At 37.6% G+C, this 24,402-nt stretch carries 25 protein-coding genes and 1 pseudogene; 15 read left to right on the forward strand and 11 right to left on the reverse strand.

What is annotated here, in order from left to right:
* On the reverse strand, positions 1 to 171 hold a 171-nt coding region (locus HMPREF0013_RS24690), incomplete at its 3' end, for a helix-turn-helix domain-containing protein (protein WP_079284595.1).
* Positions 172 to 224: 53 nt separating this feature from the next.
* On the opposite strand from HMPREF0013_RS24690, the pseudogene HMPREF0013_RS24695 reads away from it, so the two are divergent.
* Positions 225 to 416, forward strand: a pseudogene (locus HMPREF0013_RS24695) (EAL domain-containing protein); the annotation flags it as partial.
* A 440-nt stretch (positions 417 to 856) separates the two neighbouring features.
* Here the strand turns inward: HMPREF0013_RS24695 and HMPREF0013_RS18240 are convergent.
* The gene (locus tag HMPREF0013_RS18240; protein WP_002117307.1) at positions 857 to 1,429 is read right to left on the reverse strand and encodes a TetR/AcrR family transcriptional regulator; all 573 of its coding nucleotides are present in this window, start codon (positions 1,427 to 1,429) and stop codon (positions 857 to 859) included.
* A 326-nt stretch (positions 1,430 to 1,755) separates the two neighbouring features.
* On the opposite strand from HMPREF0013_RS18240, the gene HMPREF0013_RS18245 reads away from it, so the two are divergent.
* The 7 genes from HMPREF0013_RS18245 to HMPREF0013_RS18275 all read left to right on the forward strand — a co-directional run bounded on the left by HMPREF0013_RS18245 (position 1,756) and on the right by HMPREF0013_RS18275 (position 11,170).
* Positions 1,756 to 2,619 carry a hypothetical protein gene (locus HMPREF0013_RS18245; RefSeq protein WP_002117201.1) on the forward strand — a complete coding sequence of 288 codons (864 nt, stop codon included), beginning with the start codon at positions 1,756 to 1,758 and terminating at the stop codon, positions 2,617 to 2,619.
* Between the two features lie 231 nt (positions 2,620 to 2,850).
* Positions 2,851 to 4,443 (forward strand): peptide chain release factor 3, encoded by a 1,593-nt coding sequence (locus HMPREF0013_RS18250; protein WP_002117155.1) that lies wholly within the window; start codon positions 2,851 to 2,853, stop codon positions 4,441 to 4,443.
* Between the two features lie 69 nt (positions 4,444 to 4,512).
* On the forward strand, positions 4,513 to 5,355 hold the full coding sequence (locus HMPREF0013_RS18255) for a hypothetical protein (RefSeq protein ID WP_002117238.1): 843 nt from the start codon (positions 4,513 to 4,515) through the stop codon (positions 5,353 to 5,355).
* A 90-nt stretch (positions 5,356 to 5,445) separates the two neighbouring features.
* Positions 5,446 to 6,387 (forward strand): RsiV family protein, encoded by a 942-nt coding sequence (locus HMPREF0013_RS18260; RefSeq protein WP_002117193.1) that lies wholly within the window; start codon positions 5,446 to 5,448, stop codon positions 6,385 to 6,387.
* On the forward strand, positions 6,387 to 7,199 hold the full coding sequence (locus HMPREF0013_RS18265) for a TatD family hydrolase (RefSeq protein WP_002117230.1): 813 nt from the start codon (positions 6,387 to 6,389) through the stop codon (positions 7,197 to 7,199). The genes HMPREF0013_RS18260 and HMPREF0013_RS18265 overlap by 1 nt, the downstream gene beginning before the upstream one ends.
* A 124-nt stretch (positions 7,200 to 7,323) precedes the next feature.
* Positions 7,324 to 10,080, forward strand: a complete 2,757-nt coding sequence (acnA, locus tag HMPREF0013_RS18270) for an aconitate hydratase AcnA (RefSeq protein WP_002117150.1) — start codon at positions 7,324 to 7,326, stop codon at positions 10,078 to 10,080.
* Between the two features lie 328 nt (positions 10,081 to 10,408).
* On the forward strand, positions 10,409 to 11,170 hold the full coding sequence (locus HMPREF0013_RS18275) for a ThiF family adenylyltransferase (RefSeq protein WP_002117228.1): 762 nt from the start codon (positions 10,409 to 10,411) through the stop codon (positions 11,168 to 11,170).
* A gap of 64 nt (positions 11,171 to 11,234) precedes the next feature.
* Here the strand turns inward: HMPREF0013_RS18275 and HMPREF0013_RS24700 are convergent, their stop codons facing one another.
* Positions 11,235 to 11,357 (reverse strand): hypothetical protein, encoded by a 123-nt coding sequence (locus tag HMPREF0013_RS24700; protein ID WP_002117232.1) that lies wholly within the window; start codon positions 11,355 to 11,357, stop codon positions 11,235 to 11,237.
* A gap of 96 nt (positions 11,358 to 11,453) precedes the next feature.
* Here HMPREF0013_RS24700 and HMPREF0013_RS18280 point away from each other — a divergent pair, with 96 nt between their 5' ends.
* The gene (locus tag HMPREF0013_RS18280; protein ID WP_002117287.1) at positions 11,454 to 12,353 is read left to right on the forward strand and encodes a LysR family transcriptional regulator; all 900 of its coding nucleotides are present in this window, start codon (positions 11,454 to 11,456) and stop codon (positions 12,351 to 12,353) included.
* 10 nt (positions 12,354 to 12,363) lie between these two features.
* Here HMPREF0013_RS18280 and HMPREF0013_RS18285 read toward each other — a convergent pair whose 3' ends face one another.
* From HMPREF0013_RS18285 to dusA, 3 genes are all read right to left on the reverse strand, one after another.
* Entirely contained in the window at positions 12,364 to 12,759 is a 396-nt protein-coding gene (locus HMPREF0013_RS18285) for a hypothetical protein (protein ID WP_002117235.1), read from the reverse strand.
* 178 nt (positions 12,760 to 12,937) lie between these two features.
* Positions 12,938 to 13,447, reverse strand: a complete 510-nt coding sequence (locus HMPREF0013_RS18290; protein ID WP_002117310.1) for a hypothetical protein — start codon at positions 13,445 to 13,447, stop codon at positions 12,938 to 12,940.
* A 335-nt stretch (positions 13,448 to 13,782) separates the two neighbouring features.
* Positions 13,783 to 14,799, reverse strand: coding sequence for a tRNA dihydrouridine(20/20a) synthase DusA (gene dusA / locus HMPREF0013_RS18295; protein WP_002117180.1), 1,017 nt, complete (start codon positions 14,797 to 14,799; stop codon positions 13,783 to 13,785).
* Between the two features lie 134 nt (positions 14,800 to 14,933).
* Between dusA and HMPREF0013_RS18300 the strand changes: the two genes are divergently transcribed.
* Entirely contained in the window at positions 14,934 to 16,082 is a 1,149-nt protein-coding gene (locus HMPREF0013_RS18300) for a tyrosine-type recombinase/integrase (RefSeq protein WP_000534873.1), read from the forward strand.
* On the opposite strand, the gene HMPREF0013_RS18305 is transcribed toward HMPREF0013_RS18300, so the two are convergent.
* The 5 genes from HMPREF0013_RS18305 to HMPREF0013_RS18325 form a co-directional block, all read right to left on the reverse strand.
* Entirely contained in the window at positions 16,066 to 16,338 is a 273-nt protein-coding gene (locus HMPREF0013_RS18305) for a pyocin activator PrtN family protein (protein WP_000500676.1), read from the reverse strand. The genes HMPREF0013_RS18300 and HMPREF0013_RS18305 overlap by 17 nt on opposite strands.
* A gap of 18 nt (positions 16,339 to 16,356) precedes the next feature.
* Entirely contained in the window at positions 16,357 to 17,337 is a 981-nt protein-coding gene (locus HMPREF0013_RS18310; protein ID WP_000170392.1) for a hypothetical protein, read from the reverse strand.
* Position 17,338: 1 nt separating this feature from the next.
* Complete coding sequence (locus HMPREF0013_RS18315; protein WP_000838817.1) at positions 17,339 to 18,574, reverse strand: YagK/YfjJ domain-containing protein; 1,236 nt, start codon at positions 18,572 to 18,574, stop codon at positions 17,339 to 17,341.
* Between the two features lie 749 nt (positions 18,575 to 19,323).
* The gene (locus HMPREF0013_RS18320) at positions 19,324 to 20,436 is read right to left on the reverse strand and encodes a hypothetical protein (protein WP_000235770.1); all 1,113 of its coding nucleotides are present in this window, start codon (positions 20,434 to 20,436) and stop codon (positions 19,324 to 19,326) included.
* Positions 20,437 to 20,797: 361 nt separating this feature from the next.
* Positions 20,798 to 21,013: a hypothetical protein gene (locus HMPREF0013_RS18325; RefSeq protein WP_000489165.1), complete on the reverse strand. Its 216-nt coding sequence runs from the start codon at positions 21,011 to 21,013 to the stop codon at positions 20,798 to 20,800.
* A 546-nt stretch (positions 21,014 to 21,559) separates the two neighbouring features.
* Between HMPREF0013_RS18325 and HMPREF0013_RS18330 the strand changes: the two genes are divergently transcribed.
* The 5 genes from HMPREF0013_RS18330 (at position 21,560) to HMPREF0013_RS18345 (ending at position 24,334) form a co-directional block, all read left to right on the forward strand.
* The gene (locus tag HMPREF0013_RS18330) at positions 21,560 to 21,823 is read left to right on the forward strand and encodes a hypothetical protein (RefSeq protein WP_000790976.1); all 264 of its coding nucleotides are present in this window, start codon (positions 21,560 to 21,562) and stop codon (positions 21,821 to 21,823) included.
* A gap of 100 nt (positions 21,824 to 21,923) precedes the next feature.
* Positions 21,924 to 22,070: a hypothetical protein gene (locus HMPREF0013_RS25110; protein WP_000682545.1), complete on the forward strand. Its 147-nt coding sequence runs from the start codon at positions 21,924 to 21,926 to the stop codon at positions 22,068 to 22,070.
* Positions 22,071 to 22,140: 70 nt separating this feature from the next.
* A complete protein-coding gene (locus HMPREF0013_RS18335) occupies positions 22,141 to 23,166 on the forward strand; it encodes a J domain-containing protein (RefSeq protein ID WP_000942646.1) in 1,026 nt (341 codons plus the stop codon).
* An 81-nt stretch (positions 23,167 to 23,247) separates the two neighbouring features.
* Entirely contained in the window at positions 23,248 to 23,946 is a 699-nt protein-coding gene (locus HMPREF0013_RS18340; protein ID WP_001985473.1) for a hypothetical protein, read from the forward strand.
* A gap of 58 nt (positions 23,947 to 24,004) precedes the next feature.
* A complete protein-coding gene (locus HMPREF0013_RS18345; RefSeq protein ID WP_001068164.1) occupies positions 24,005 to 24,334 on the forward strand; it encodes a hypothetical protein in 330 nt (109 codons plus the stop codon).
* The last annotated feature ends 68 nt before the right edge of the window (positions 24,335 to 24,402 follow it).

Below are 24,402 nucleotides of genomic sequence, written 5' to 3' on the forward strand. Positions count from 1 at the left end.
ATAAACGTCATTGATGCTATTTCTTTTAAGCTCACGATAGATCGTACTAGGATGTCTTTTAATGAGTTCAGCAAATTTTCTGGCTGAAAAGCCTTCTTTTCTTGACTCAAGCATTAATGCAGTACGATCTTCAAAGTTAAGATGATGGTATGACAATTTTATATACTCCATAAACCCTTTAAATTAATTAGGTGGTTTATGTCGCACTTCAAGTTTTACTCTGCCAAGTTATATTAGAAAGTATAATACATTTAGCTAAAAAGTTAGGTTTAACCGTAACAGCGGAAGGGGTGGAAACTCAACAGCAAGTTGAGATTTTAACCCGTTTAGGTTGTCAGCAATTTCAGGGTTATTTATTAGGAATGCCTGTTCACGTCGATCAACTGATTGAATCTCAAGGCGCTCACTTCGCTTAATCTTTTCTATATCGATTTTTAAACCTAATATTTCCTTTTAATTTTATCTTTAAAGAACAATTAATTAAAATAAATTTATCTTCTAAAACACACCTATATATTTGTAGTAGTGAATAGTATTAGTTTCTCAGTTAGTTGAGTATTTTACATATAATAATTTATGAATATATACTGCAAGTATAAAGTAATTCTAATAAATTGATGTTTGTATTTTATAAAATATAAGAGGTGAAAAGGATTGTTATAAAGTATTATGAAGTTTATGTAATAATTGGAATTGATGAAGATAGAACTAAATAAAAATATTAATTTTTATAAAATATAAATATTATTAATTTTAGGGAGTGAATAGATTTTGGGTGGAGTTAGAGAGTAGGCTCCACCGAACAAAAAACAACTTCTATCTTTGTTGAAATATAAAAACTTAATTAATTTATAAATTAAATAGTTGCATATTCTCGAACTGTTTCTAATTCAATAATTTTGTTTATATAAGACCACGTTTGTTCTGGGTTAATCTTTCCTTTATTTATAGTGCCATCAATAATGATTCCATCTACAATGTTAAGAAAGAGCCCTGTTAGGATTTTTGTGTTTTCTACTTCTAACTCTGAAAGAGCTGAGAAAACTAACGAGTAAATCCACTCCCGATATTCATTAATTTGATGCTTAATAGAAGGGTACAATTGCATGACTTCTATTGTCGCTTTTTTAAATAAGCAGCCATTAAAGTCATCTGTATTAATCCAATCGATATACCAATTAAATATCTTTTTTAATTTAATCAAAGGGTTGTTGGTATTCTTTATTTTTTCCAATATTGAATATTGGATCTCTAAATTTCTCTTATAAAGACATTCTTCAATTAAGGCTTCTTTAGAAGAAAAGTATTTATAAAAAGTCATTTTTGCAACATTTGACTCAGCAATAATGCGATCAACACCAATAGAAGTATAGCTTTTTTGGTTAAAGAGGGATGTTGCTGTTGTTATAATAGTTTCTCTTTTTGTCATCGGGTTCCCCGTTGCGGATATTTTTTGATTAACTTTGCTATTGTAAAGTGTATAAGCTTAAATAAAACTTATTTTATAGTATTTAAAAAATTATATTTATTCAATAGCTTGGTTAATTTAAAAAACAACATATTATATATTTAATTGGCACTAGTTTACTTTTTTAAATATTATTAATTAATCCGTTGATTTGTTGAGATAATACACATAGTATCAACTTGTTAAGTATGGGTGTGCGGAATTTATTTTAGCAATTGAATGCAAAATTGTAATAAAGAGAGAGCCTATAACTTAACTATAAGAAAAACTTTTTATAGAGAATCATTATGTTAAAAAAATTTGAAGACTTTAATAATCCAAGAGAAAAAGCATTGCAGGGGATGAAAAATAGTATTCCTGCAAAACAATGGGATGAAAATTTACAATTTCTTAAACAGTTAAGAAAAACAATTGCAGAGTTACCAGTTTGTAATCATCCTGCTATTGAGCTGTTAAACGGTGGATATCTTGATAAACAACGTTTGACTCTTATCCATTTAGAATATCGTCATGCGATTGTACAAATTTTTACTGACGCTCTATTAAAGGCTCAATTCTTAACAAAACAATTGGAACCTAAACTCCACTCTGGGGCGAAGATGTATCCACGGGTATTATTAAGTTTAAATATACTTGATGAGTTTGGTTTTCGCCCTGGTTTAGACAAAGATAATTACTATATGGGTAATCCTGAATATGCTCATTATCCTTTATATGAAGATTTACTTAATGATTATGGTTTAACGGAACTTGACCGTCGTAATTATAAACCATCAAAATTTGCAGATCAGGTTAGATCATTTTTAGAATCTTCTTATGATAGTTATATTAATGTCGTGGCATTATTAGCTGTTGCAGAGGAGGAAGTCATTCTTTTTAGTCCTCCATTACGTCAAGCAACCAAATTCGTAAATATCGATGTTGAAGGTGGTGGTTATTACCATGTACATGGGGTATCTACGGATGAAACATCTGAGGCCGCTGATGACGATCATGAAGATGACTTGTGGTTTGCATTAGCACAAGCAATTACAAAAGATGATTATGAAAGCTTAACCAAGCTATGTATTGATTACTGTGCTTTATGGAATGAGTTCTGGGATGCACAAATTGCCGATGTTCAATTCATTGAAGAAAAGAAATTGGCGTAAAGATTCTATTAAGTCTTAATCAAGCCCCATCTTAAATAGGTGGGCTTTTTTAATTGTAAAATTTCTAAGGAGCTAAACTACATTCTCAAAAAAGATCTAAAAAGTTTGTGAATAACTCATGGCTTATCAACAATCATTAAACAGTTCTATAAATCTGCTACAATTACGCCAATTTTTATTTTGATCGACTTTAGGTCTTTGGCACTGCAATCTCCGCAGTAGGTGTATTTCATGAGTTTTAAAGATGAGTTAGCGGCACAGGTTGCTCAACGCCGCACATTTGCCATCATTTCCCACCCCGATGCCGGTAAAACCACCATGACAGAGAAATTACTGTTATGGGGTAAAGCAATTCAGGTTGCAGGGATGGTAAAAAGCCGTAAATCTGACCGCGCAGCTACATCTGACTGGATGGAAATGGAAAAAGAGCGTGGAATTTCCATTACCACTTCTGTTATGCAGTTCCCTTATAAAGGTCACACTATTAACTTACTTGATACACCGGGGCATGAAGACTTCTCTGAAGATACTTATCGTACCCTAACTGCAGTTGACTCTGCGTTAATGGTGATTGATGGTGCAAAAGGTGTCGAAGAACGTACCATCAAATTGATGGAAGTTTGTCGTATGCGTGACACTCCGATCATTTCATTTGTAAACAAGATGGATCGTGAGATTCGTGAACCACTTGAGTTGCTGGATGAAATTGAGAATGTCCTCAACATTCGCTGTGTACCAATTACATGGCCATTAGGGATGGGGCGTGATTTTGCGGGTGTATACAACATTCTTGAAAACAAATTGTATGTCTATAAAGCAGGCTTTGGCTCAACTATTACAGATATTGAAGTACGCGAAGGTTATGACCATGCAGATATCCGTGAAAAAGTAGGTGAGCTGGCTTGGGCGTCTTTTGAAGAGTCACTTGAGCTCGTACAAATGGCGAATGAGCCTTTGGACCGCGAATTATTTTTACAAGGTAAACAAACTCCAGTTCTATTTGGTACAGCATTAGGTAACTTTGGTGTTGACCACGTGTTAGACGCATTTATGAATTGGGCACCAGAACCTAAAGCACATCCAACACAAGAGCGTGTTGTCGATGCTAAAGAAGAAGGTTTTTCTGGTTTCGTCTTTAAAATTCAAGCCAACATGGATCCGAAACACCGTGACCGTATTGCCTTTATGCGTATTTGCTCAGGTAAATATGAAAAAGGTTTGAAGATGAATCATGTACGTATTGGTAAAGATGTACGTATTAGTGATGCATTGACATTCCTTGCGGGTGAGCGTGAACATCTAGAAGAAGCGTGGCCAGGTGATATTATTGGTTTGCATAACCACGGCACAATTCAAATTGGTGATACTTTCACAAGTGGTGAAAATTTACATTTCACAGGTATTCCTCACTTCGCACCAGAGATGTTCCGTCGAGTGCGTTTGAAAGATCCATTAAAGTCAAAACAATTGCAGAAAGGTTTGAAAGAGTTGTCTGAAGAAGGCGCAACTCAGGTATTTATGCCACAAATTAGCAATGACTTGATTGTGGGCGCAGTTGGTGTGCTTCAGTTTGATGTGGTTGCTTACCGTCTGAAAGAAGAATATAAAGTTGACTGCGTGTATGAGCCTGTAAGTGTTAATACTGTTCGTTGGATTCATTGTGATGATGATAAGATTCTCAATGAATTTAAGAAAAAAGCACATGATCAGCTTTCTATAGATGGTGGTGGTCACTTAACTTATCTTGCGCCAAGTCGTGTAAACTTGCAGATTATGCAAGAGCGTTGGCCTGATATTCAGTTCCGTAACACACGTGAACACTAATCTTTAAGATTTGACAGACAGCTTCGAACAGAAGCTGTTTTGTTTTGAAAAATAAGAAAGGATGATGAAATGAATTTGAATAGAAAGACAGTTATTGCACTTTTAGTTGCGGTAATCATATTACTTTTAGCTATTTGCCTTTTTGTCTGGAAAAGCTTTCAACCTTCATCATCTTCTCAAATGAAATCAGCTTCTAACCAAAATCAAAATATAGAGAAAGCTGAAGTACTCCCATTTCTAAACTTGCAACAAGTAAAAGCTGATTATGCTTTGCCATTTTGTGAGAAGAAAAATTGTATTGATGTCGATATTCAAACGATAAAGACTCAAGATGCATGGCTAAATGAATGGATCGCGAAAAGTCAGGCTAAGGTAATTCAAGATCAAATTGATTTGAAAAAAGACTTAAGTTTGCAGCAAGCCATTAATGCTTATGTTAAAAAGTCTGATGAATGGCAAGATAAATATTCAAAGAATCGGGCTTATGAATTGCATCTTCATACCCGTATTGCATCGCAGCGTAACCAATATGTTTTATTACAATTAGGACTTGATACCAAGCAGGAAGAGCTCACGATTAAAGACCGTTATTACTTTTTTGTGGCCGACCGCAAACTGCATAAGAGCTTAACTTTGTTAGATGTTTTGAAAAAAGATCAACAAACTACTGTGCATCAAATGGTGCAGGTGGCCTATCAAGACTGGTTAAAAAAGCAGACTGCTGACATAAAGAAAGAAGCACCAAAAACTTTATATTGGGGGCAGGCAGATTGGTTCTTTGATGGTGAAGGGGTTGGCTTACATTATCAGGCAAACCAGATTACTAAAGAAGCTCCACAGCTCGATATTTATTTATCTAAAGAACAGACCAAAAAAATATTACAACCCGAGGTTTATGAACAAATGTTTTAAGATGGTAGCAGAATTTGCAACCTCTATTTATATGCGCTAATTTCTTAGAAAGGCATAGCGTAATCTCCTTAGAATAAAAGGCAAAATATGATGTTATCTTCTAAAGCTTCACTGCGATTAACTTTGCTTGCTTCTGCTATATTCCTGGCAGCATGCCAACCTAAAGCTGATCCTAAGGATTCTCAAGAGCAGCAGAAATCAACTGTTCAAGAACAAAAGCCAGTAGAGTTGACTTTGAAGGGTGAAACAATTCCTAGTAAGGTGGTTTTACCTGATTGTGATGGTAAAACTTGTCCAGAATTTACGGTAGAGCGCTTACAGAGTAATTTTCCTTTTATTGACAAAATTATAGATCAACAAATCTTAAGTACACTAAATCAAATTTTAGAAATTGCTGAACCTGATGCTAAGGGCACGCAAGCGGAACAAAAAGCAGAAGCTTCAGCAGTTGCGGGTGCAGAGCAAAAAAATAGCTTTGATGCACAGGTGCAACGCTATGCAAATTCATTTATTGATCTAGATAATGAGTTAAAAGCTTTAAGTAGTAATCATCAGATTAATCTTTTAGTTAAACCTAAGATTTTGCAGGCTCAAGGTAAAGTTGTAACTGTAGTGCTTAACAGTAGTAGTTATTTAGGTGGGGCTCATGGCTCTGCTGCACAGCATTATTATAATTTTGATTTAAAAGAGCAAAAGCAAATTAAGCTTGAAGATTTATTACGTCCTCAGCAAAAAGCAACTTTAGAGAAGTTAGCCCATGAAGCCTTTAAGACATGGGTGACGGACTCTAAATTGGCTGATAATGTTGCTGACTATGAACAAGCATGGCCGTTTAAATTATCTAATAACTTCTTATTGGGTGAGCAAGGTTTAATCCTTCAATACGGTGAATATGAAATTGGACCATACGTGGTTGGACTCCCTCGATTAGTCATTCCTTATGACCAATTGCAAGATGTGTTAAAAGAAGAGTATTTGCCACAGCGTAAAGCCAAACCTGCTTCGGCACCAGTTGCAAAAAGTGCTGGCTAATGCATTTGTTTGATACCCATACCCATTTCGATGTTGCCGATTTTGATGAAGATCGGCAGCAGTTAGCATTTAATGCTAAAAAAGCTGGAGTTGATGCATTAGTCTTAATTGGGTTTGTGCAGTCACGTTTTGATGAGTTGGTGCAGACTCATCATCAGTTAAAAAGTTGGGAAAATGTGCCTACTTCTTATTTAGCACCAGGCTTACACCCATTTTATATTGAACAGCATCAACCAGAGCATTTGACTCATCTTGAACATATCTTGCAGCAAGAAAACTGCGTGGCTGTAGGTGAAATTGGCTTAGATACTTTCTTGAAAGAACATAAGCAGCCAGATGTATATATAAAGCAAAAACAATATCTTGCAGCTCAGTTAGAGCTTGCAGCCCAATACCAAAAACCAGTGTTACTTCACATTCGAAAAGCGCACGGCGATGTGCTTGCTATATTAAAAGCTCAAAAATTTAAACTTGGCGGAATTGCTCATGCCTTTAGTGGTGGGGTAGAAGAGGCAAAGGGTCTTATTAAGCTTGGTTTTAAAATTGGTGTGACGGGGCAGATTACCAACCCGAACGCAAAAAAACTTCATACCGTTGTGCAGGCTATAGGTGCAGAGCACTTGGTGATTGAAACAGATTGTCCAGATATGACACCGCTTTGCTGTCAAACCTCAACAGAACAGCGGACTCGTAATACCCCTGTTAATTTGCCTTATGTTCTACAAAGTTTGGCTGAAAATCTAAATATGCCAGAGCCGGATTTGGCTGAGTTGCTGTGGAAAAACTCTCTTACTGCATTGAAATTATCGTAATAAAAATCAAAGATTAGAAATAGTAACTAAAACAAAACACAGCGATTAAAAAAGAAGCTTAAAGTAAGAAAACAACATGTAAAAACGTGAAAAATAACATTGCCAGACGTGGGAGGATAACCCAATGGCTAAGTATAGCAATATCAATAGTTTTAATGCTTTACAGACGCTAACAGTAGGTTCCAGCAATTATCAGATTTTTAGCTTAGCCCAAGCAGAGAAAACGCTAGGGGATATTGCCAAACTGCCGAAATCTTTAAAAGTATTATTGGAAAACTTATTACGGTTTGAAGATCAGCATAGCGTTAAAACGGAACACATCCATGCTTTAGCAGAATGGCTAAAAACCCGCACCTCAGATCAAGAAATTCAATATCGACCTGCACGGGTTTTAATGCAAGATTTTACGGGTGTACCAGCAGTTGTTGATTTAGCTGCAATGCGAGCAGCGATGGCGCAAGCGGGTGGCGACCCTGAAAAAATTAATCCCTTATCTCCTGTAGACTTAGTCATTGATCACTCTGTCATGGTCGACTATTTTGCCGATGATCAAGCTTTCGAAGAAAACGTACAAATCGAGATGCAGCGTAATGGTGAGCGATATCAATTTTTACGTTGGGGGCAGTCTGCATTTAATAACTTTAGTGTAGTGCCACCGGGTACGGGAATTTGTCATCAGGTCAATTTAGAATACTTGGCTCAAGCGGTGTGGCTAGGGGAAGATAACGGTCAAACTTTTGCTTTTCCAGATACTTTAGTGGGTACAGACTCACATACCACCATGATTAATGGTTTAGGTGTTTTAGGTTGGGGTGTAGGGGGGATTGAGGCTGAAGCTGCTATGTTAGGTCAACCCATTTCTATGCTGATTCCTGAAGTTATTGGTTTCAAATTGACAGGAAAACTACCAGAAGGAATTACTGCAACTGACTTGGTGTTGACCATTACTCAAATGCTCCGTCAAAAAGGAGTGGTGGGGAAATTTGTAGAGTTCTATGGAGATGGTTTAGCCGATTTGCCACTGGCTGACCGAGCGACCATTGCCAACATGGCACCAGAGTATGGTGCGACTTGTGGTTTCTTCCCGATTGATGAAGTGACTTTGGGTTATTTGAAATTAACTGGCCGTCAAAGTGATCGTATTGAACTAGTCGAAGCGTATAGCAAAGCGCAAGGTTTATGGCGTAATGCGGGTGATGAACCTGTTTTCACCGATACTTTAAGCCTTGATATGAGTACTGTTCAGGCAAGTCTAGCTGGCCCAAAACGTCCACAAGATCGAGTGCTTTTATCAGAGGTGCCGAAAACCTTTAATGCGCTGATGGAGTTAACTTTAAAACCAGCCAAAGAAGCTAAAGAGCGTTTAGAAAATGAAGGTGGTGGCGGTACTGCTGTCGAGGCAAAAAAAGCAAATATCCAACATGAAAGTCCTTCTTGCGTGATTGAAGGAAAAACTTATCCATTAAATCATGGTGATGTTGTTATTTCGGCAATCACCTCTTGTACCAATACTTCTAACCCAAGTGTAATGCTAGCAGCAGGTTTACTTGCTAAAAAAGCGATTGAAAAAGGTTTGCAGCGTAAACCGTGGGTGAAAAGCTCTCTTGCACCAGGTTCTAAAGTCGTGACTGACTATTTGCTGGCTGCTGGACTTACGCCGTATTTAGATGAGTTGGGCTATAACTTGGTGGGATATGGTTGTACGACTTGTATCGGTAACTCAGGTCCACTACCTGAACCAGTGGAAGATGCAATTCAATGCCATGATTTAAATGTTGCATCAGTACTTTCTGGTAACCGTAACTTTGAAGGACGCGTACATCCATTAGTTAAAACAAACTGGCTTGCTTCGCCACCTTTGGTAGTGGCATATGGTTTAGTTGGTAATATTCGTACCGATTTGACTACGCAACCTATTGGGCAAGGTAAAGATGGACAACCTGTCTATTTAAAAGATATCTGGCCAAGTCAGGCAGAGATTGATGCTGTCTTACAGAAAGTAAATACAGAGATGTTCCATAAAGAATATGCTGCGGTGTTTGATGGTGATGAAAGCTGGCAATCTATCCAGATTCCAAAAAGTAAAACTTATGAATGGGCTGATGATTCGACTTATATCCGCCATCCGCCGTTCTTTGAAGGCATTGGTGAGCCGCCCAAACCAATTAAAAATATTGAACAGGCACGTATTTTGGCAGTGCTTGGTGACTCGGTAACGACTGACCATATTTCACCGGCAGGTAATATCAAAAAAGACAGCCCAGCAGGCCGATACTTACAAGAGCAAGGTGTTGAACCAAAAGACTTTAACTCCTATGGTTCTCGACGCGGTAATCATGAAGTCATGATGCGAGGTACCTTTGCCAACATTCGTATTAAAAACGAGATGTTAGGCGGTGAGGAGGGTGGTAATACGATTCATGTGCCAAGTGGTGAAAAGCTCGCTATTTATGATGCCGCAATGCGTTACCAACAAGAACATACACCACTTGTAATTATTGCTGGCAAAGAATATGGAACTGGTTCTTCACGTGACTGGGCTGCCAAAGGAACGAACTTGTTAGGTGTAAAAGCTGTCATTGCTGAAAGTTTTGAGCGTATTCACCGTTCAAACTTGGTAGGTATGGGCGTGTTGCCATTACAGTTTATTGATGGGCAAACTCGACAATCTCTTAACTTAACTGGTCATGAGGTGATATCAATTCGAGGCTTGTCGGATGGCATAGAGCCTCATCAAATTCTTGAAGTTGATGTAAAAGGGCCAAATGGAGTAGCGAGTCATTTTAATGTGTTGTGTCGAATTGATACGTTAAATGAAGTTGAGTACTTTAAGGCGGGTGGTATTTTGCATTATGTACTGCGGAATTTGATTGCTTCATAAATCCATAAACTTAGCATGGTCTTATAATGAATGTGTATGAGCTCATATTGGATTTATAGGCTTATCTTTACTTTTTAAGAGGATAAAAAGTAACAAAAATCCTTTGTCGGGCTGATGGTATGTCCTTATACCACAGCCCAACTGGGCGGCATCCGTGCCGCCTGTCACGTTAGTAAATGATGACTTCAGTCTTAAATAATACAATTTATAATGACAGACTTACCGTGAGTTTAAATATCCCAATCCCAAGTTTTCTTTGATATGAAATACACTTTCTTCTGAAAAGCAGTAAAATACCTCCCGTGTTTTATATCCCCACAGAGTAGCAATGACCGATATCCAACAAGATGAATATGACCGCCGTTTTGCAGGTGTAGCCAAAGTTTATGGTGATTCATCGTTCCAGCACTATGAAAAAAGTCATGTGATGGTGATTGGTATTGGTGGTGTCGGCAGTTGGGCGGTAGAAGCTTTAGCACGTACAGGTATTGGCGAGATCACGTTGGTCGATATGGACGTGGTTGCAGCATCAAATGTAAACCGTCAGCTACCTGCCATGACCTCAACTCTGGGCTGTGAAAAAGTTGAAATTATGGCGGAGCGTTGTCGCCAAATTAACCCACATATTAAAGTTAATATTATTGATGACTTCTTAACGCCTGAAAATGTCACAGAGCTTTTAAACCCTGTACCAGACATTGTTTTGGACTGCATCGATGACGTTAAAGCAAAACTGGCTTTAATGCTGCATTGCCGCTTTAATAAGATTCCTTTAATTGTGTCGGGCGGAGCAGGTGGTAAGCTCGATCCACTTAAAATCCGCGTAGCTGATTTATCAAAAACAGAACAAGACCCAATGTTAGCTAAGCTCCGTAGCCAGCTTCGTGCTCGAGGTATCTGTAAAAAGCCAAAAGAGAAATTTGGCATTACCTGTATTTACTCAATCGATAACCCATTTTCTAGTGCAGATGTTTGCCCATCGGCGGGATTACGTTGTGGTGGCTATGGTTCAGCGGTAGTGGTGACTTCAAGCTTTGCGATGATTGCTGTGGCTGAAGTTTTGAAAAAGCTTGATTTAAAGAAAGCCTAATTTAAATATTGAAAAGGCATGTGCTTATGTGAGTGCATGCCTTTTCATTTTTGAGAGAAACTATTTAATCATACAGCTCTATGTTGTCTTGCTGGGGCTGTGTGGGTAGTTGCTGATCATAAAATTTAAAGCACCATAAAATTAGAACAACAACGGTGAAAATGACAAACCCTTTTAAATACTTCATGAATAATTCAATCAATTGAATGGTCTTGATAAAATTCTAGCGAAGGCTATCTATCTAATCTAATATAGAAAATAGACCTAATAATCTAATTTTGAGATGGTTATGCTCACATTAAAACAATTCCAATATTTCATAAAAATCGTTGAAGAAGGAAGCTTTACTGCGGCTTCTGAAAAGCTATTCATAGCTCAGTCTGCTTTAAGTCGGCAAATTAAATTATTAGAAGAAGAAATTGATTTTCAGTTATTTGATCGTACTGATAAGAAAGTAAAACTCACGGCAGCAGGAGAGGTCTTCTATAAAAAAATTAAAGATAATATGCATTATTTAAATGAGATCATTGGAGTTTCTAAGAATATTGCAGAAGGAAAAAATCGTCAGATTAAAATTGCTCATTCGAGCAGTATTATTATGGATGATAGAAAGATCCAGATATTAAAAGAAATTAGCTTAACGCAACAAATCAATTTTGAGATAAATACCTTGTCATCTGAGCATCAGATTTTGGCTTTACTGAATGGGGAAATTGATATTGGTTTGATTAGACCACCAGTTCGGCATACCCTTGAAGAAATAACGACCTTGAAACTATATGAGCAGCCGTTATTTGCAGCTGTTTATATTGATCACCCTAAATTTAAAGAAACACAAAGTATCCAGATAAAAGATTTAAAAGATGAATATTTTGTTTCGACTCCACATCCTAAGCGGGGAGGTTTGAGTTATTTAGTCTCAAACTTGTGTATAGGGGCTGGCTTCTGGCCTAAAGCAGCGACGATCCAATCACGTAAGCTAAACCAATTACAGTTAGTTGCTGCAAATTTGGGTATTAGCATTGTTCCCCAAGAGTTTGAGCAAATATTACCCCAAAATGTAAAGTTGATTCCTCTAGAAAATAAGAATCTTTTATCTGAAGTGGTTTTAGCTTACAGAGCTAACCAGAGTGATCTGATTCAACCTTATGTTGAGCAGATCTACCATCTGCTGGAAGTGTGAGCTGAAATAATTATTGTGGCCCAATATGTTCACTAATAGAAAATGTATATTCCGTACCACCTTCTAATTGACGTTCCTGAGATAGGATGTCCATTTTGGGGCGCTTAAGTTGGTAAAATTCCAAATTGATACAACCACTATTGTTAATCTCATAGCGAATATAGTAACGATCTGGCTCTAGAAAAAATGTTGCCTCTTCAAATGAGTGCAAAGATAGAATTTTCTTCTTGTCGTGATAAATCACAGAAGGACAGTCTAATATTCCATTTAAATATTGTTTTCGTATCACATGGATTCGAGCTTGAGGAGTCGTCCCTTTCAATAAATATTGAGGTTGGTAAATCCGTTTTTCGGGTACTTTTTTAAAAACCTCTATAATGTTTGTATCAGAGGCGGCATAAGTCATGCTAAACGATGTCAGTAAGTAAAAGCTCAGCAGTATTCTTTTCATAAAGTTCCATCATTATTTTTGATAATTACAATATGAAAATAAAGCAAAAAAGAAGCCAAGCTGGGTTTAAAACACTCGTTTGATCAGTTGTTTGAAACAATTAAAGCAATTGAACATCTAGTTCTTAGGTAGATTACCCTAATCTGTAATAAGTATAAGTTACACTGTCATCTTTATAGACATCATAGCTATTTTGTTTGAAGTCAGAGACCCATTCACTTCCAGTATATCCTGCGATGTGTCCATAAACGTGGTTGCGGGTTCTGTGAATGATGTAGATGTCACCTTCTTGAGGTTCGTCGAAGGCTGGATCAATTTGTTTATAGCCAATCTTTTTGAGAGTATCGCCCCAATCTGAAGCTGCGATTGGGTGGTTTTCAACATTAGCACCAGCAGATTCGAGTGCAAGACGGATACTACGTGCGCATCTAGCTTTACTGCGTCTAGAAGTAACGCTTTCTAATTTTTCTACAAACTTTTCTACATCGATGGGTGGGTTGGTTGAAGTTTGAGTTTGATGATTATTGGGTTTCATGGTGAAAGGATAAGGGAGGCTTGGTGTGCTGTGCGATACAACAATGGCTGCCTGATTTGAATCCTGATACATGTAATTATCAGCTACTTGTCCGTCATAAATAATCATCGTGAAATCTCTACCGTGCTACCCATATCCATATTAAAAAAATCACCACCTACCTGTGGCGTTCAGAGATACTAATAGGCGTATCTTAAAAGTTTTGTGTATGTTATGTAATAACGTATCTTTTTCCCAGAGGTGTCTGCTTTGGGGCGAAAAGCTACCTAGCAAAAGAGGTGATTAAAAATAGTGAAATTTAAATTATTGATATCATTATAAATAAATAACTAATCAGAGCTTAAATTTGAATATTTTTTTCCAACATTTGCGAATATACTCAAAATCTAAGTCTCTGATTTAAAATGCCACATTTTCTTACAATTTAAGAAGTCGTTGTCAACTTAAACCTGCTGCTCTTTTACATACTCTTCAGTGCGAATCATAGCTGCTCGCATGTTCTGAATTGCATTTTCAACATCAGCTAAAGTTTTTGCGTTTCCGCCACTTAGCGCCTGACGCCATTTACGAGCACCCGGTAAGTTTTGGAATAAACCTAAAATATGACGTGTAATGATTGAAAGGGGAGCACCTTCAGCCATGCGTTGCTCAATATAAGGTAGCATTTGTTCCATAATATCGAATCGATCTGGTGCTTCTAAATTCCAAAGTTGGCCGAGCTCAGCAAGTAGGTAAGGGTTATGGTAGGCTTCACGGCCAATCATGACACCATCAACGTGCTGTAAATGAGCTTGAGTTTCGGCAAAGGTTTTAATTCCGCCGTTAATTTCAATAGTCAGATGGGGGCGTTCTTGCTTTAAGCGGTATACATCTTCGTAGCGTAAAGGAGGGACTTCTCGGTTTTCTTTTGGAGACAAACCTTTCAAAATAGCAATACGGGCATGTACAACGAAATACGTACAACCTGTTGCAGCGACAGTATCTACGAAATGTAGCATTTCTTCGTAAGACTGCATGTCATCAATACCAATACGATGTTTCACTGTTACAGGTATATTTACTGCTTTTTGCATGGTATGAATGCATTCAGCAACCAAGTCTGGCTCTGCCATTAAACATGCGCCGATTTTATTATTCTGTACGCGGTCACTTGGACAGCCTACATTAAGGTTAACTTCGTCGTAGCCCCAGTCTTCAGCCATTTTTGTGCAGGTTGCAAGCTCTTGTGGGTTTGAGCCGCCAAGCTGCAATACGATCGGGTGTTCTTGAGCGTTATAGTCCAAATGGCGTTTTGCATCGCCAAATAGGATTGCACCCGTAGTCACCATTTCTGTATAAAGCACAACGTTCGGGTTAAACAACCGTGCAAAGAATCGGTAATCCTTTGTAGTCCAGTCCATCATTGGGGCTACACTGATTCTTGGAGATTTAATAGTTTCAATGGTTTTGTTAATAGTCATTAAAAATCATACCTTTAATCAGTGTTTTGCAACCTGTTTGAATCTGTGGGAACTCATGTTTAGCTGCGTTAATCGGTTTGCATTTACACCAGAATTTACACCATAATGAAAAAAATGGTTCATGGTGTAAAATTATGGGGTCAATTACTGCCAGAAAAAGTGCAGATGGAAGTGTTAGTTACCGAGCTGCTATCCGGATCAACAAAAAAGGTTATCCTGCTTATTCTGAAAGCAAAACATTTTATTCAAAAAAAGTGGCAGAAAACTGGCTTAAAAAAAGAGAAGTTGAGATTCAAGAAAATCCAGACATTTTACTTGGCAAAGAACAACTGATTGATCTAACTTTGTCAGATGCCATAGATAAATATTTGGATGAAGTTGGGAGCGAGTACGGCAGGACGAAACGCTATTCTCTACTCTTAATTAAGAAGTTGCCAATTGCGCGCAATATTATCACAAAAATACATTCGATACATTTGGCTGAGCATGTGGCTCTAAGACGAAGAGGCGTGCCTAATCTTGGTTTAGAACCTATTGCAACAAGTACACAGCAGCATGAGCTTTTACATATTAGAGGTGTTCTATCTCATGCATCTGTTATGTGGGGTATGGAAGTTGATTTAAGTAACTTCGATAAAGCTACAGCACAGCTTAGAAAAACTCGTCAAATCTCGTCTAGTAAAGTGAGAGATAGGCTTCCTACAAAGGAAGAGTTAATTGCTTTAACAAAACTTTTTGCTGAGCGTTGGAAGTTAAATAAATACGGTACTAAGTATCCAATGCATTTAATTATTTGGTTCGCAATTTTTTCATGTAGACGTGAAGCAGAGTTAACACGCTTATGGCTGCAAGATTATGATTCTTACAACTCTTCATGGAAAGTTCATGATTTGAAAAATCCGAACGGTTCTAAAGGTAATCACAAGTCTTTTGATGTGTTGGAACCTTGTAAAACAATAATTGAACTTTTATTAGATAATGAAGTGCGGAGTCGTATGCTTCGATTAGGATATGATGAACAACTCTTATTACCTTTGAATCCCAAAAGCATAGGAAAAGAGTTTCGCGAAGCATGTAAAATATTGGGAATAGAGGATTTACATTTTCATGATTTGAGACATGAAGGTTGTACGAGACTTGCAGAACAAAGTTTTACTATTCCTGAAATTCAGAAAGTAAGTTTGCATGATTCTTGGGGGAGCTTACAGCGGTATGTTTCTGTGAAGTCAAGGCGAAATGTAATTCAATTGGAAGAGGTGCTACGCCTCATTGATGAAACGTAGCAAAGTCTTTAGCAGCTTCAGAATACTTCTTATCTAAGATATCAGCCAAGTCTTTAACGTGCACCAGAAATGGTGCGCGTTTGCTTGAATCTATTTTAAAGACAGAGAAAGGAAACTCTTGATTATTTGCCTTTCTCAGCGCCTCTGCCTTGCTTAAGTGAGGATAGTAGTCTTGTACTATGCTCATTAATTCGACAGTCATAGAGCGATATTTCATAAATAGGTAATCAGCGGTGTTTAACTGGAATGCACCCATTGTGAAATAGCCTCTTAACTAGTTAGTTTTAAACTTTGAATACAACACATCAAAATTGGACTGTGTATCCCAAATTCGAAGGACTGCATCACTGCCTATCAGGTACGTTTTGAGCAGCTTAATAAGATCTTTGCACCTTGGATCACTTTTAAAAAAATGATTAGTTTGCATAAACCCGTTTAATGGCATAGATACAGGATATGCTTTGCAATTAAATAGGCCTTCCAGATTACCTCGTAAGGCAATGAAAGCATTTTCATCAGAAGAACCAACAGGATCATCTATGAACTGGCGTTCCAGTAAAAACACCAGCCTAAGTGCTAATTGTCCTTGGGGTGTAAGTTCCCATTTCGAAAATACGGCAATAATTTCATTATTTCCACCTTCATTAAGGAAAATGGCGATCATCTCTTTTTTCTGCTGATCTAAATATTGTTGTTTCGAATACATTGGAGTATTCGCTGAAAGCGTAAATAGCATTGGCAAATATAGCTCATGTGTTTCGAAGCCTGCGTAGTCTCTGAATAGAACCTTCATTGTCGAATCAAATAACTCTTCAGCACGACTTTGTTCTGTATTCCAAGCTGTTAAATCCTCACTAAACTGCCTAGTGTTGAGCATATATTGGTAGCCCGTAATTTGATTAGAAAAATACTGATCGTGGCAGTAAATCCCCCCATTAAGCATAGGCCCCATATGTTTAATAAACTGAATAAACAATTCGTTCTCTGGCTTTAGTCGAACAGATAACATCCCATTAGTGACAGGGGAGCCTGTCACTAATGGATATGCTGATCTAATCAACTCAACAGGTTTACTGAGAGATAATGCCTGATTACTATTTTGAGAATTTTGTTTTGCAAACATGCTTGTAGTTTTTGATCTCCCAAGAGCTTTTGCTGACTTCTCAGAACCAATCAGATCGTAAGCCCAAATAGGTTGAATGCTGCATGACGAATGTGTAGCTGCAAGTAAAGCATCTGATGCGTACTTAGTCATGTTACTGTCCTCCTACTTGAGCATCATCTGACTGATCAGAGTCTAGTAGGTTAAGTTGCTCGAACTTGCGTGGACGGCCAAGTTTGGTAGCAGGAACTTTTGGTATTTGGCTTGTTCGGAAGCTCCGAATTTGTTCTCCATTAGTAAAGGCGAAGTACTGATCATTTTTGCATATGTAGTCAAACGTAGCCTTGAGATTCTTAAGCATTTCATGGTCGGTATACTCCAAAATGCCTAAGGCACGATAGCGGTACTCATCTTTCTTCATATTGCAGATAAAAGCAGTCCCAAGATTGTTTGTAGCAACCCTCCATTTCTCAGCAATATATTGCCCCCACGTGATGTCCTCACGATGGTCATTGGCATTGAAGAAGTAATAAAGATGTCCATGGAATCCCTTGGTTGGGGTGTGTTCAATACGCAGGATATACCCGAGCGCTTGCTTAAGCTGATTATGCTTAGATGCATCATAGAACCGAATAAAAGACTCTTGCATAAACTCACTATCATGTTCAGCCTGAGCAAAATCAGTTGAGATAGCAAGCTGTTGAAGCTTAGCTGGATCGCGTATTAATCCTAGGTCTACTCGAACAACAAGGATTCGAGAATGGATCTTGAGTAGAGTCTCTACAAGCTCAACACAACGCTCTTTAGAACGGCGTCGATTACTAGCACGATTCGAAAGTTGTTTACGAATTGAGGCACTGCTCATTCTTATTGCAAACAACTTCTGAAATTTAATTAAAGCTGCAACATAAGCCTGAGCCTGTTCAGATGTGTAACACTGATTGATCAGAGAAAATTCATAAAGGGTATATTGTTCTTCCTTTGAAAGTTCTAAGAATGAATCCTTAAAGGCCTGTAACTCTATGCCCATCTTGTAATTGCCAGAGTGAGCAGACACAAAGATTGTTGTAAGCTGGCACTTAAGCAAAAGTGGAATATCCTTCGCATATTCAACACGTAGTTGCTCTTTGCCCTTAAAACTTTGAACAGATTTAAGAGTAGCGATTGGGCGCTCTTTCTCAAAATACTTGATGAACTCAACACGACTGAGCATTTTTTCAACTTCAGGGTTTATACTCGTTTTGAATACTTTAATCTTACCGTTTTCTGTCATGTACTCATGAGTTGAAAAATCTTCCTTGAGCTGTTCTAGGAATGCATCTCTATCTGCAACTGAGAACTGTGCGATAGGTGGAAGAATTGGTTTAGCTGTGTTGTTCAGAGATTTCATAGTATACCTACATACAAATAATTAATTACGTATCAGGCGTCATGAGGTAAATGCTCTCCCTATGGACATCGTTTAGAAATGTCCATTAGGGTAGGCGTAGAGTGGATATTGGCTAATCTATCTGGAGTGTATTCATCTCAAATGGATACACAATTAAATCAATCTAATCTATAAGCAGTATTTGCTAAGGCACACTGCTTATGACAATAAGTATCTAGTAGATTAATTACATATATCTAATATTACTTATTACAATTGTATTTAAACCGAAAAGCCGATTGCACTTTACTTCGAGAATGCTCTACCAAAAAATGACGGTAATACGAGGACTTTTTAAAAGTTGTGATGTCCTGCGTTATGCAGCATTTAAATGGCTTCGTTGAGCTATTCTTCGGGTGACCCACACCCGTAAATTGCTAAGCTTCCAATTGAATGTACTTATTAATTTGATGTGTTGCTGGCTTAGGTTTGAGTTGGTCATATTGGTTCCTTATGTAGCAAGTTTTGTATGCTTGATTGCATAAGGGAAATTCTAGAAAAAAATTAAGCACCCTCTAAAAATCTGCGAAGAATTTATTTAAGCTACTGATATATATGTATTTAAAATCTTTAAAATATAGAAATTTCATTGTAATTATTACTCTTTTAAAAATTTATTAATTTTTTTTAAGAGCATGTCAGTGTAGAACTAACAGGCTCTAAATAAATTATGTGAGTGATCGGATTTTTATTGGGGTGGGAGGGGAATTCTAAAGTTTTCTACCTTTCTTTTCTATAAAAATGTTCAGCGCATCATATAGGCTTGGCTCGCTTTCCTTTAACCAAGATTTAGCGCTATTCAGTAACTTCATTCTCTGATCGTCGGTTCTAATTTTACTTTTTTGAGTTTCTAAGGCAGAAATCTTTTTCTGATAAAATACTCTTATTTCCTTATAACGTTCGATAGGGCGACCTGCAAAAGAAGTTAGGGGTTGATCACGGTTCTGAGCTTGTATGATTACAGTTTTTTTACCATATTCTTCAATTTCTTTGACTTCAGCTGTAGATAGATCATTTCGAGCTGCAAAAAGAAAATATTCAGCTTCTTCTTTTTTTCGTAAACAATGTTCTATTTCAGCATTGTATTCTTGAGTGAGGTATTCTGGAATTTTTGAGATAGCTTGCTGCTCAATGGCTCCTAGAACCGTATCCATACTTGAGTAAGTTTTTTGATTACTGGTAATAAAACGTTGAACAAGTGAGAGGTAAGTTTTTTTTACCCTCTGGGATTTTTTATGGCTGTTTCGGGCTAATTGAGATTGCCTAATCTGTTTATAGATATCTTCTGGTAGCGTGTAGATATAGAAAGAACAATCATAATGTTTGGAGTAGAGACGAAATGCTTCTTCAAAATGTTTCTCAGCTTGTTGTGCTGTTTTTTTGAATATTCTGGTTTTAGTTGATACCAAGTTTTTGAATTTACGAATTTCAGTCGCGATTTCGCCATAGTGTCGGGCAAGTCGGTCCTCTTCGGGAATGTAGATGTAAATTTCCGATTTACCTCGAAGTAATGGTGGGGGTAATCTCCATGCCTGTTGACGGAGAGCCTTTTGTTCTGGCGATTCTTTTAATAAGCCTTGATCAAGCTGTTCATAAAACCACTTTCGGTCATTATCCGTCATTTCTTCACTGATAGGTTCCATTTGTTCGGGTAAATAAGCTTTGTAGTGTTCGGCATAGGCTGATGGCAAACCATAGGGAAATTTATGTCTTTTAATAATATGTTCTTCAAGTTGGTCAATTAAGCCAATAAGTTTTTTGATGTTACTCGTAGATGTGGTTTCTTGTTTAGCCTTAGCATTTTTTTTAGCTGAAGTTGCCATGTAATCAAGTTCACTTATTCATTTTAAAAGAAGTGCATATATTATAAGTCGTAACTACTTATAATTTAAAAATGATTTAGCTTAACTTGAGAGTGAATTATGAGCATTTGTAGAGGGGTGTTAGGTGTTAAACTGCACTCCATTTATGTACCGACTTATGATGATTCTGTACCGACTTGCGATGTTTTGGGTGAAAAGTAGTCAAAATCAAAATGTAGCTTAGAGTTATAATTGTTGGACTAAACTTGTAGTACTGTGAAGCATTCTACTGGATTATAAATTTATTATGGACTGAATCAAGTGCTAGAAAATCACTCATTATTGGTTAGTTAATAGTATGTCTTTGTATTACTAAAAGGTCTCAATAGCGTTTCATTAATTGCAATGCAAGATTGTAGGCTACGGTTGTAGAAATTGACTCTGCTATAAAGAACTCTTGGGGTGGGGTGAAGTTTAAAGCCTGCTTTCGATAACGCGTCTGCTTTCCTGTCTGTTTGTCTTTAAAAATAAACTCATCCTGAGCATGAGAATATTCTTGTCCATACAGTGGACCACCAAGACACTTTAACCGAAACACTGAATCATCCTTAAATTTACCTAATGGTTAGTTTAAAGAATTAATCTAATGAAAAACAATAACAATCACTTTACGACTTAGTCGATAGATCATTGACACCTTAAATATTGCACATTATCCTTTGCTTGCTGGCCACATTGCCAGTCGGTTTTGACAGACCGTTTTATTGGGTTGCATCAGAGTTATTCCTTCTGAGGAATAATTTTGAGGGTACATCTCGTCTCCTCCCGTTGCGGTAGGACGGGAGAGGGACACTTTCGAGTGTGCTGGTGTCAATCCAATCCGGTCTGTCAACCCTTTCTCGTTCTGCCACCATAATTCTCTAATGCTTTGGCAGAACTCCCAATATAAAGGAGTTGGCTATGCATATTCTTTTTATAACGCCTGATTAGTTTTAATAGGATTTGATGAACTTCTAGTTTCTCAAGCTTTAGATCTTTTCGTCTAAAAATTTACTTAAAAAAATGTCATGTGAGCTACACCATGGCAAGGCTTCGTGTTGCCTAAAAAAGCCTAAGCTCCATGACGACGTCACTGGATAAAATGATGAAAAATAAAATTTTGATGGGTTTGGTAGGTGTCAGTATTTTGTTGGTTACTGGTTGTTCTTCTGATTTCGAAAAGGGTATGAAACAAAGCTGTAGGAATACGGGAGGAAGTCGCAGTTTCTGTTCCTGCTTCTACGACAGGATGGAAGAACATTATGGTGAAGAAAAGCTGGAGGCGATTGGCATGATGCAAGTCAGGATGCCAGAGGATTTCGAAGAGGTGTCTTTTAAGTCTGGTCAGCAATGTGCACATAAACTTTAGAGCTCGTATTCACATTAAATCTTAGTTTGTCTTTTGATCTCACCTGCTGCCATAGAGCAGTGGGTTGGATAGGCTTACCTAAAAAAATGAGGAATTTACAATGAAACATCCATTGATTGGCCTTTATTTCACCATTGTGATTGGTTATTGGCTGTATTTGATTTGGCAGTACCCTATTTATTCTGGTTCATATTCTTTGGGTCGGGCACTTGTTTGGCCTGCTGATTTTCTACGTTGGTTGTTTTAGTCGCTAAATTGGGGAAGTTGCCATGACAATCATATCGAGAGAATCACTCCAGAAAAGCCGTTGGATGTTGATGTTAAGAGCGAGTGACAATATTTATTTTGCACCCGCTATTCCTTATAAAAAATTGCAAGGGGCTATGAGTTATCTCCCTCAAGGAATTCATCCAGATGAAATCCTTATGCTAATTGACGATACGGTATTTGGCAGTGCTAAAGCTGGACTTTGTGTGACGGCGACAGGACTCTTTTATAAAGAAAGCTTTGGAGATGAAGCGGTTTATCTCTTTAAAAGTATTCATCATGTCGAGGCAGATATTGGCGTCATTAATCATGGCATCGTACTGAATCGTATAGAAACCCTGACCTTTACCCAACTGGATAAGGGCACAGTACGAACATTGGCTTCATTTCTAAATGAAGTTTGTCAGGGTGAAACAGAAACCGATCGGGCTCCACCACAGATTGATGCAGAACTGAAGGTAATTATTGATCTGTTTGCTTATTTCATCACATTCAATATGGGTAAGTGGAATCCTGAATCTAGTCATGCAATATCTAAACATTTTGTAAAGCTGAATGATGAAGCATCACAGCACTATATTAAAAGGTTACTGACTGAACATCCCAACTTTGAATATGAAGAATTATTACATCGCTTTGCAGAACTGAAAGATGTGCTGGCTTACAAGCTTCGTACGGAGATGATCGAACAACTGGTTTATGCCATGGCACTGGGTCAGGTTGAGCAGAATCAGGCGGATCTCTTCATGACCCATTTATGTCGTGTATCCAATGTTTCTAAAGCCGTATTTCCTGATCTGGTCAAAATTATCTATCAATGTCTGGCTGATGAAATGAATCAGTCTACTACTTCTACTTTCAACGGTGGACAACTTCAAGCGTGCAAACTTCTTGATATTCAGCCTAATTCACTGACTGAGCAGAACTTACAATCTGCTTACCGAAAAAAGATGGCTGAGTTCCATCCCGATAAATACCAGAACTTACCTGAATCTGTTCGTCAGTTGATTGAAAGTCAGGCACAGCAACTGAATGAAGCAAGAGCTTTATTAAAAAGCTATTTGGACAATAACTGAAAATAAAGAATTTTTACTTACATATTACCCCAGTGAAGGCAGCCCTAAAGCGCCGTATATCCTCTATTTCAAGGTAATGATATGAATATGATAAAGAACAGCACTAACTCAACTAAAAAGATACCACCGTTATATTGGTTGTTAACTGTAGTCATGATGGCGGTGTTAATTGCAGGCGGTATTTTATTTAATCAACATCAAAAACGACAAACTGAACTTCAGTTAGCACAACTCGCTTTAGAACAATCTAAGGTACAAAATCAATCTGCCACAACACAAGCAGCATCGGAACCCGTTGAATCAGGTTTCACTGGAATTGAAAGTATGGTGGAAAACCCGGAATCAGAATCTGCTCATTCACAAGCTGAAGATGAGGTTGTTGCGGGGGCAATAGCCGCGGTTGATCAGGCAAAAGCACAAGATACAAGTCTAGGTAATCTCAGTTCAGAAGTTGATGGTGAGTACCATGAAGGGAAAACCTTAAGTTCCAATGCTTCTCGCTATGGATTAAAGCCAATCAAATCTGCTCCAGCTGATTTAAAGTCAACCATCCCGAATATTGATCAAATGTTAGCGTCACATCTCATGAATGTATGGGGCCGCTCAAGTCCAGATCAGGTGAGTAAACGAGTTGAAGGATGGAGCCAGCAAGGTAATACCATGACCTATCGTACTGCATGGGACTCTGACCGTTACCAATGTACTTGGTATGTGGTGAGTTGGGATAAGAACAGCAATCAAGTCCTTCACGAAGGATACCAGCCATGCTTTGGTCACTAATTAAAGCTGGTCTGTAGCATTCGTTTAATTATTACTTTACTTAATCAGAGAAAATACCATGAACCCAATCAAACTTATCGCATGTGGAATTTTAAGTCTTTCACTCAGTTCTATTGCTTTTGCTAAAACTGAGCAGATTACACTTAAAGCCAATGTCTATTACGGCGAAGAATCGGTGGTTTTTCCAACTACTAAAGGCGAAGTCATTTTAAATAGCTACGCTATACCAGCTAAAGTCGTTCCACAAGTTAAACCTTTTAAGAAGGGGCAATGTTTAGAAATCAAATCAAAACATGGTTTCTTTAAAGACACTGGAGATGGTCAATATATTGAAAGTATCCAACCTTGTAGCAAGAAAGGTTTAGCGACTCCAAAAGTAACTCGTTAATTTGACTTAATCTAAAACGACATAAAGCTCAATCAAACCACAAGCATTTGCTTGTGGTTTTTTTTATG

The sequence above is a fragment of the Acinetobacter sp. SH024 genome (assembly GCF_000163635.1).
Classification (GTDB): domain Bacteria; phylum Pseudomonadota; class Gammaproteobacteria; order Pseudomonadales; family Moraxellaceae; genus Acinetobacter; species Acinetobacter pittii.

Bases quoted from the DNA above. Each gene is read 5' to 3' on its own strand.
- HMPREF0013_RS18240 (WP_002117307.1), bottom strand. From the start codon at position 1,429: ATGACAAAAAGAGAAACTATTATAACAACAGCAACATCCCTCTTTAAC.
- HMPREF0013_RS18245 (WP_002117201.1), top strand. From the start codon at position 1,756: ATGTTAAAAAAATTTGAAGACTTTAATAATCCAAGAGAAAAAGCATTG.
- HMPREF0013_RS18250 (WP_002117155.1), top strand. From the start codon at position 2,851: ATGAGTTTTAAAGATGAGTTAGCGGCACAGGTTGCTCAACGCCGCACA.
- HMPREF0013_RS18255 (WP_002117238.1), top strand. From the start codon at position 4,513: ATGAATTTGAATAGAAAGACAGTTATTGCACTTTTAGTTGCGGTAATC.
- HMPREF0013_RS18260 (WP_002117193.1), top strand. From the start codon at position 5,446: ATGTTATCTTCTAAAGCTTCACTGCGATTAACTTTGCTTGCTTCTGCT.
- HMPREF0013_RS18265 (WP_002117230.1), top strand. From the start codon at position 6,387: ATGCATTTGTTTGATACCCATACCCATTTCGATGTTGCCGATTTTGAT.
- acnA (WP_002117150.1), top strand. From the start codon at position 7,324: ATGGCTAAGTATAGCAATATCAATAGTTTTAATGCTTTACAGACGCTA.
- HMPREF0013_RS18275 (WP_002117228.1), top strand. From the start codon at position 10,409: ATGACCGATATCCAACAAGATGAATATGACCGCCGTTTTGCAGGTGTA.
- HMPREF0013_RS24700 (WP_002117232.1), bottom strand. From the start codon at position 11,357: ATGAAGTATTTAAAAGGGTTTGTCATTTTCACCGTTGTTGTTCTAATT.
- HMPREF0013_RS18280 (WP_002117287.1), top strand. From the start codon at position 11,454: ATGGTTATGCTCACATTAAAACAATTCCAATATTTCATAAAAATCGTT.
- HMPREF0013_RS18285 (WP_002117235.1), bottom strand. From the start codon at position 12,759: ATGACTTATGCCGCCTCTGATACAAACATTATAGAGGTTTTTAAAAAA.
- HMPREF0013_RS18290 (WP_002117310.1), bottom strand. From the start codon at position 13,447: ATGATTATTTATGACGGACAAGTAGCTGATAATTACATGTATCAGGAT.
- dusA (WP_002117180.1), bottom strand. From the start codon at position 14,799: ATGACTATTAACAAAACCATTGAAACTATTAAATCTCCAAGAATCAGT.
- HMPREF0013_RS18300 (WP_000534873.1), top strand. From the start codon at position 14,934: ATGGGGTCAATTACTGCCAGAAAAAGTGCAGATGGAAGTGTTAGTTAC.
- HMPREF0013_RS18305 (WP_000500676.1), bottom strand. From the start codon at position 16,338: ATGGGTGCATTCCAGTTAAACACCGCTGATTACCTATTTATGAAATAT.
- HMPREF0013_RS18310 (WP_000170392.1), bottom strand. From the start codon at position 17,337: ATGACTAAGTACGCATCAGATGCTTTACTTGCAGCTACACATTCGTCA.
- HMPREF0013_RS18315 (WP_000838817.1), bottom strand. From the start codon at position 18,574: ATGAAATCTCTGAACAACACAGCTAAACCAATTCTTCCACCTATCGCA.
- HMPREF0013_RS18320 (WP_000235770.1), bottom strand. From the start codon at position 20,436: ATGGCAACTTCAGCTAAAAAAAATGCTAAGGCTAAACAAGAAACCACA.
- HMPREF0013_RS18330 (WP_000790976.1), top strand. From the start codon at position 21,560: ATGAAAAATAAAATTTTGATGGGTTTGGTAGGTGTCAGTATTTTGTTG.
- HMPREF0013_RS25110 (WP_000682545.1), top strand. From the start codon at position 21,924: ATGAAACATCCATTGATTGGCCTTTATTTCACCATTGTGATTGGTTAT.
- HMPREF0013_RS18335 (WP_000942646.1), top strand. From the start codon at position 22,141: ATGTTAAGAGCGAGTGACAATATTTATTTTGCACCCGCTATTCCTTAT.
- HMPREF0013_RS18340 (WP_001985473.1), top strand. From the start codon at position 23,248: ATGAATATGATAAAGAACAGCACTAACTCAACTAAAAAGATACCACCG.
- HMPREF0013_RS18345 (WP_001068164.1), top strand. From the start codon at position 24,005: ATGAACCCAATCAAACTTATCGCATGTGGAATTTTAAGTCTTTCACTC.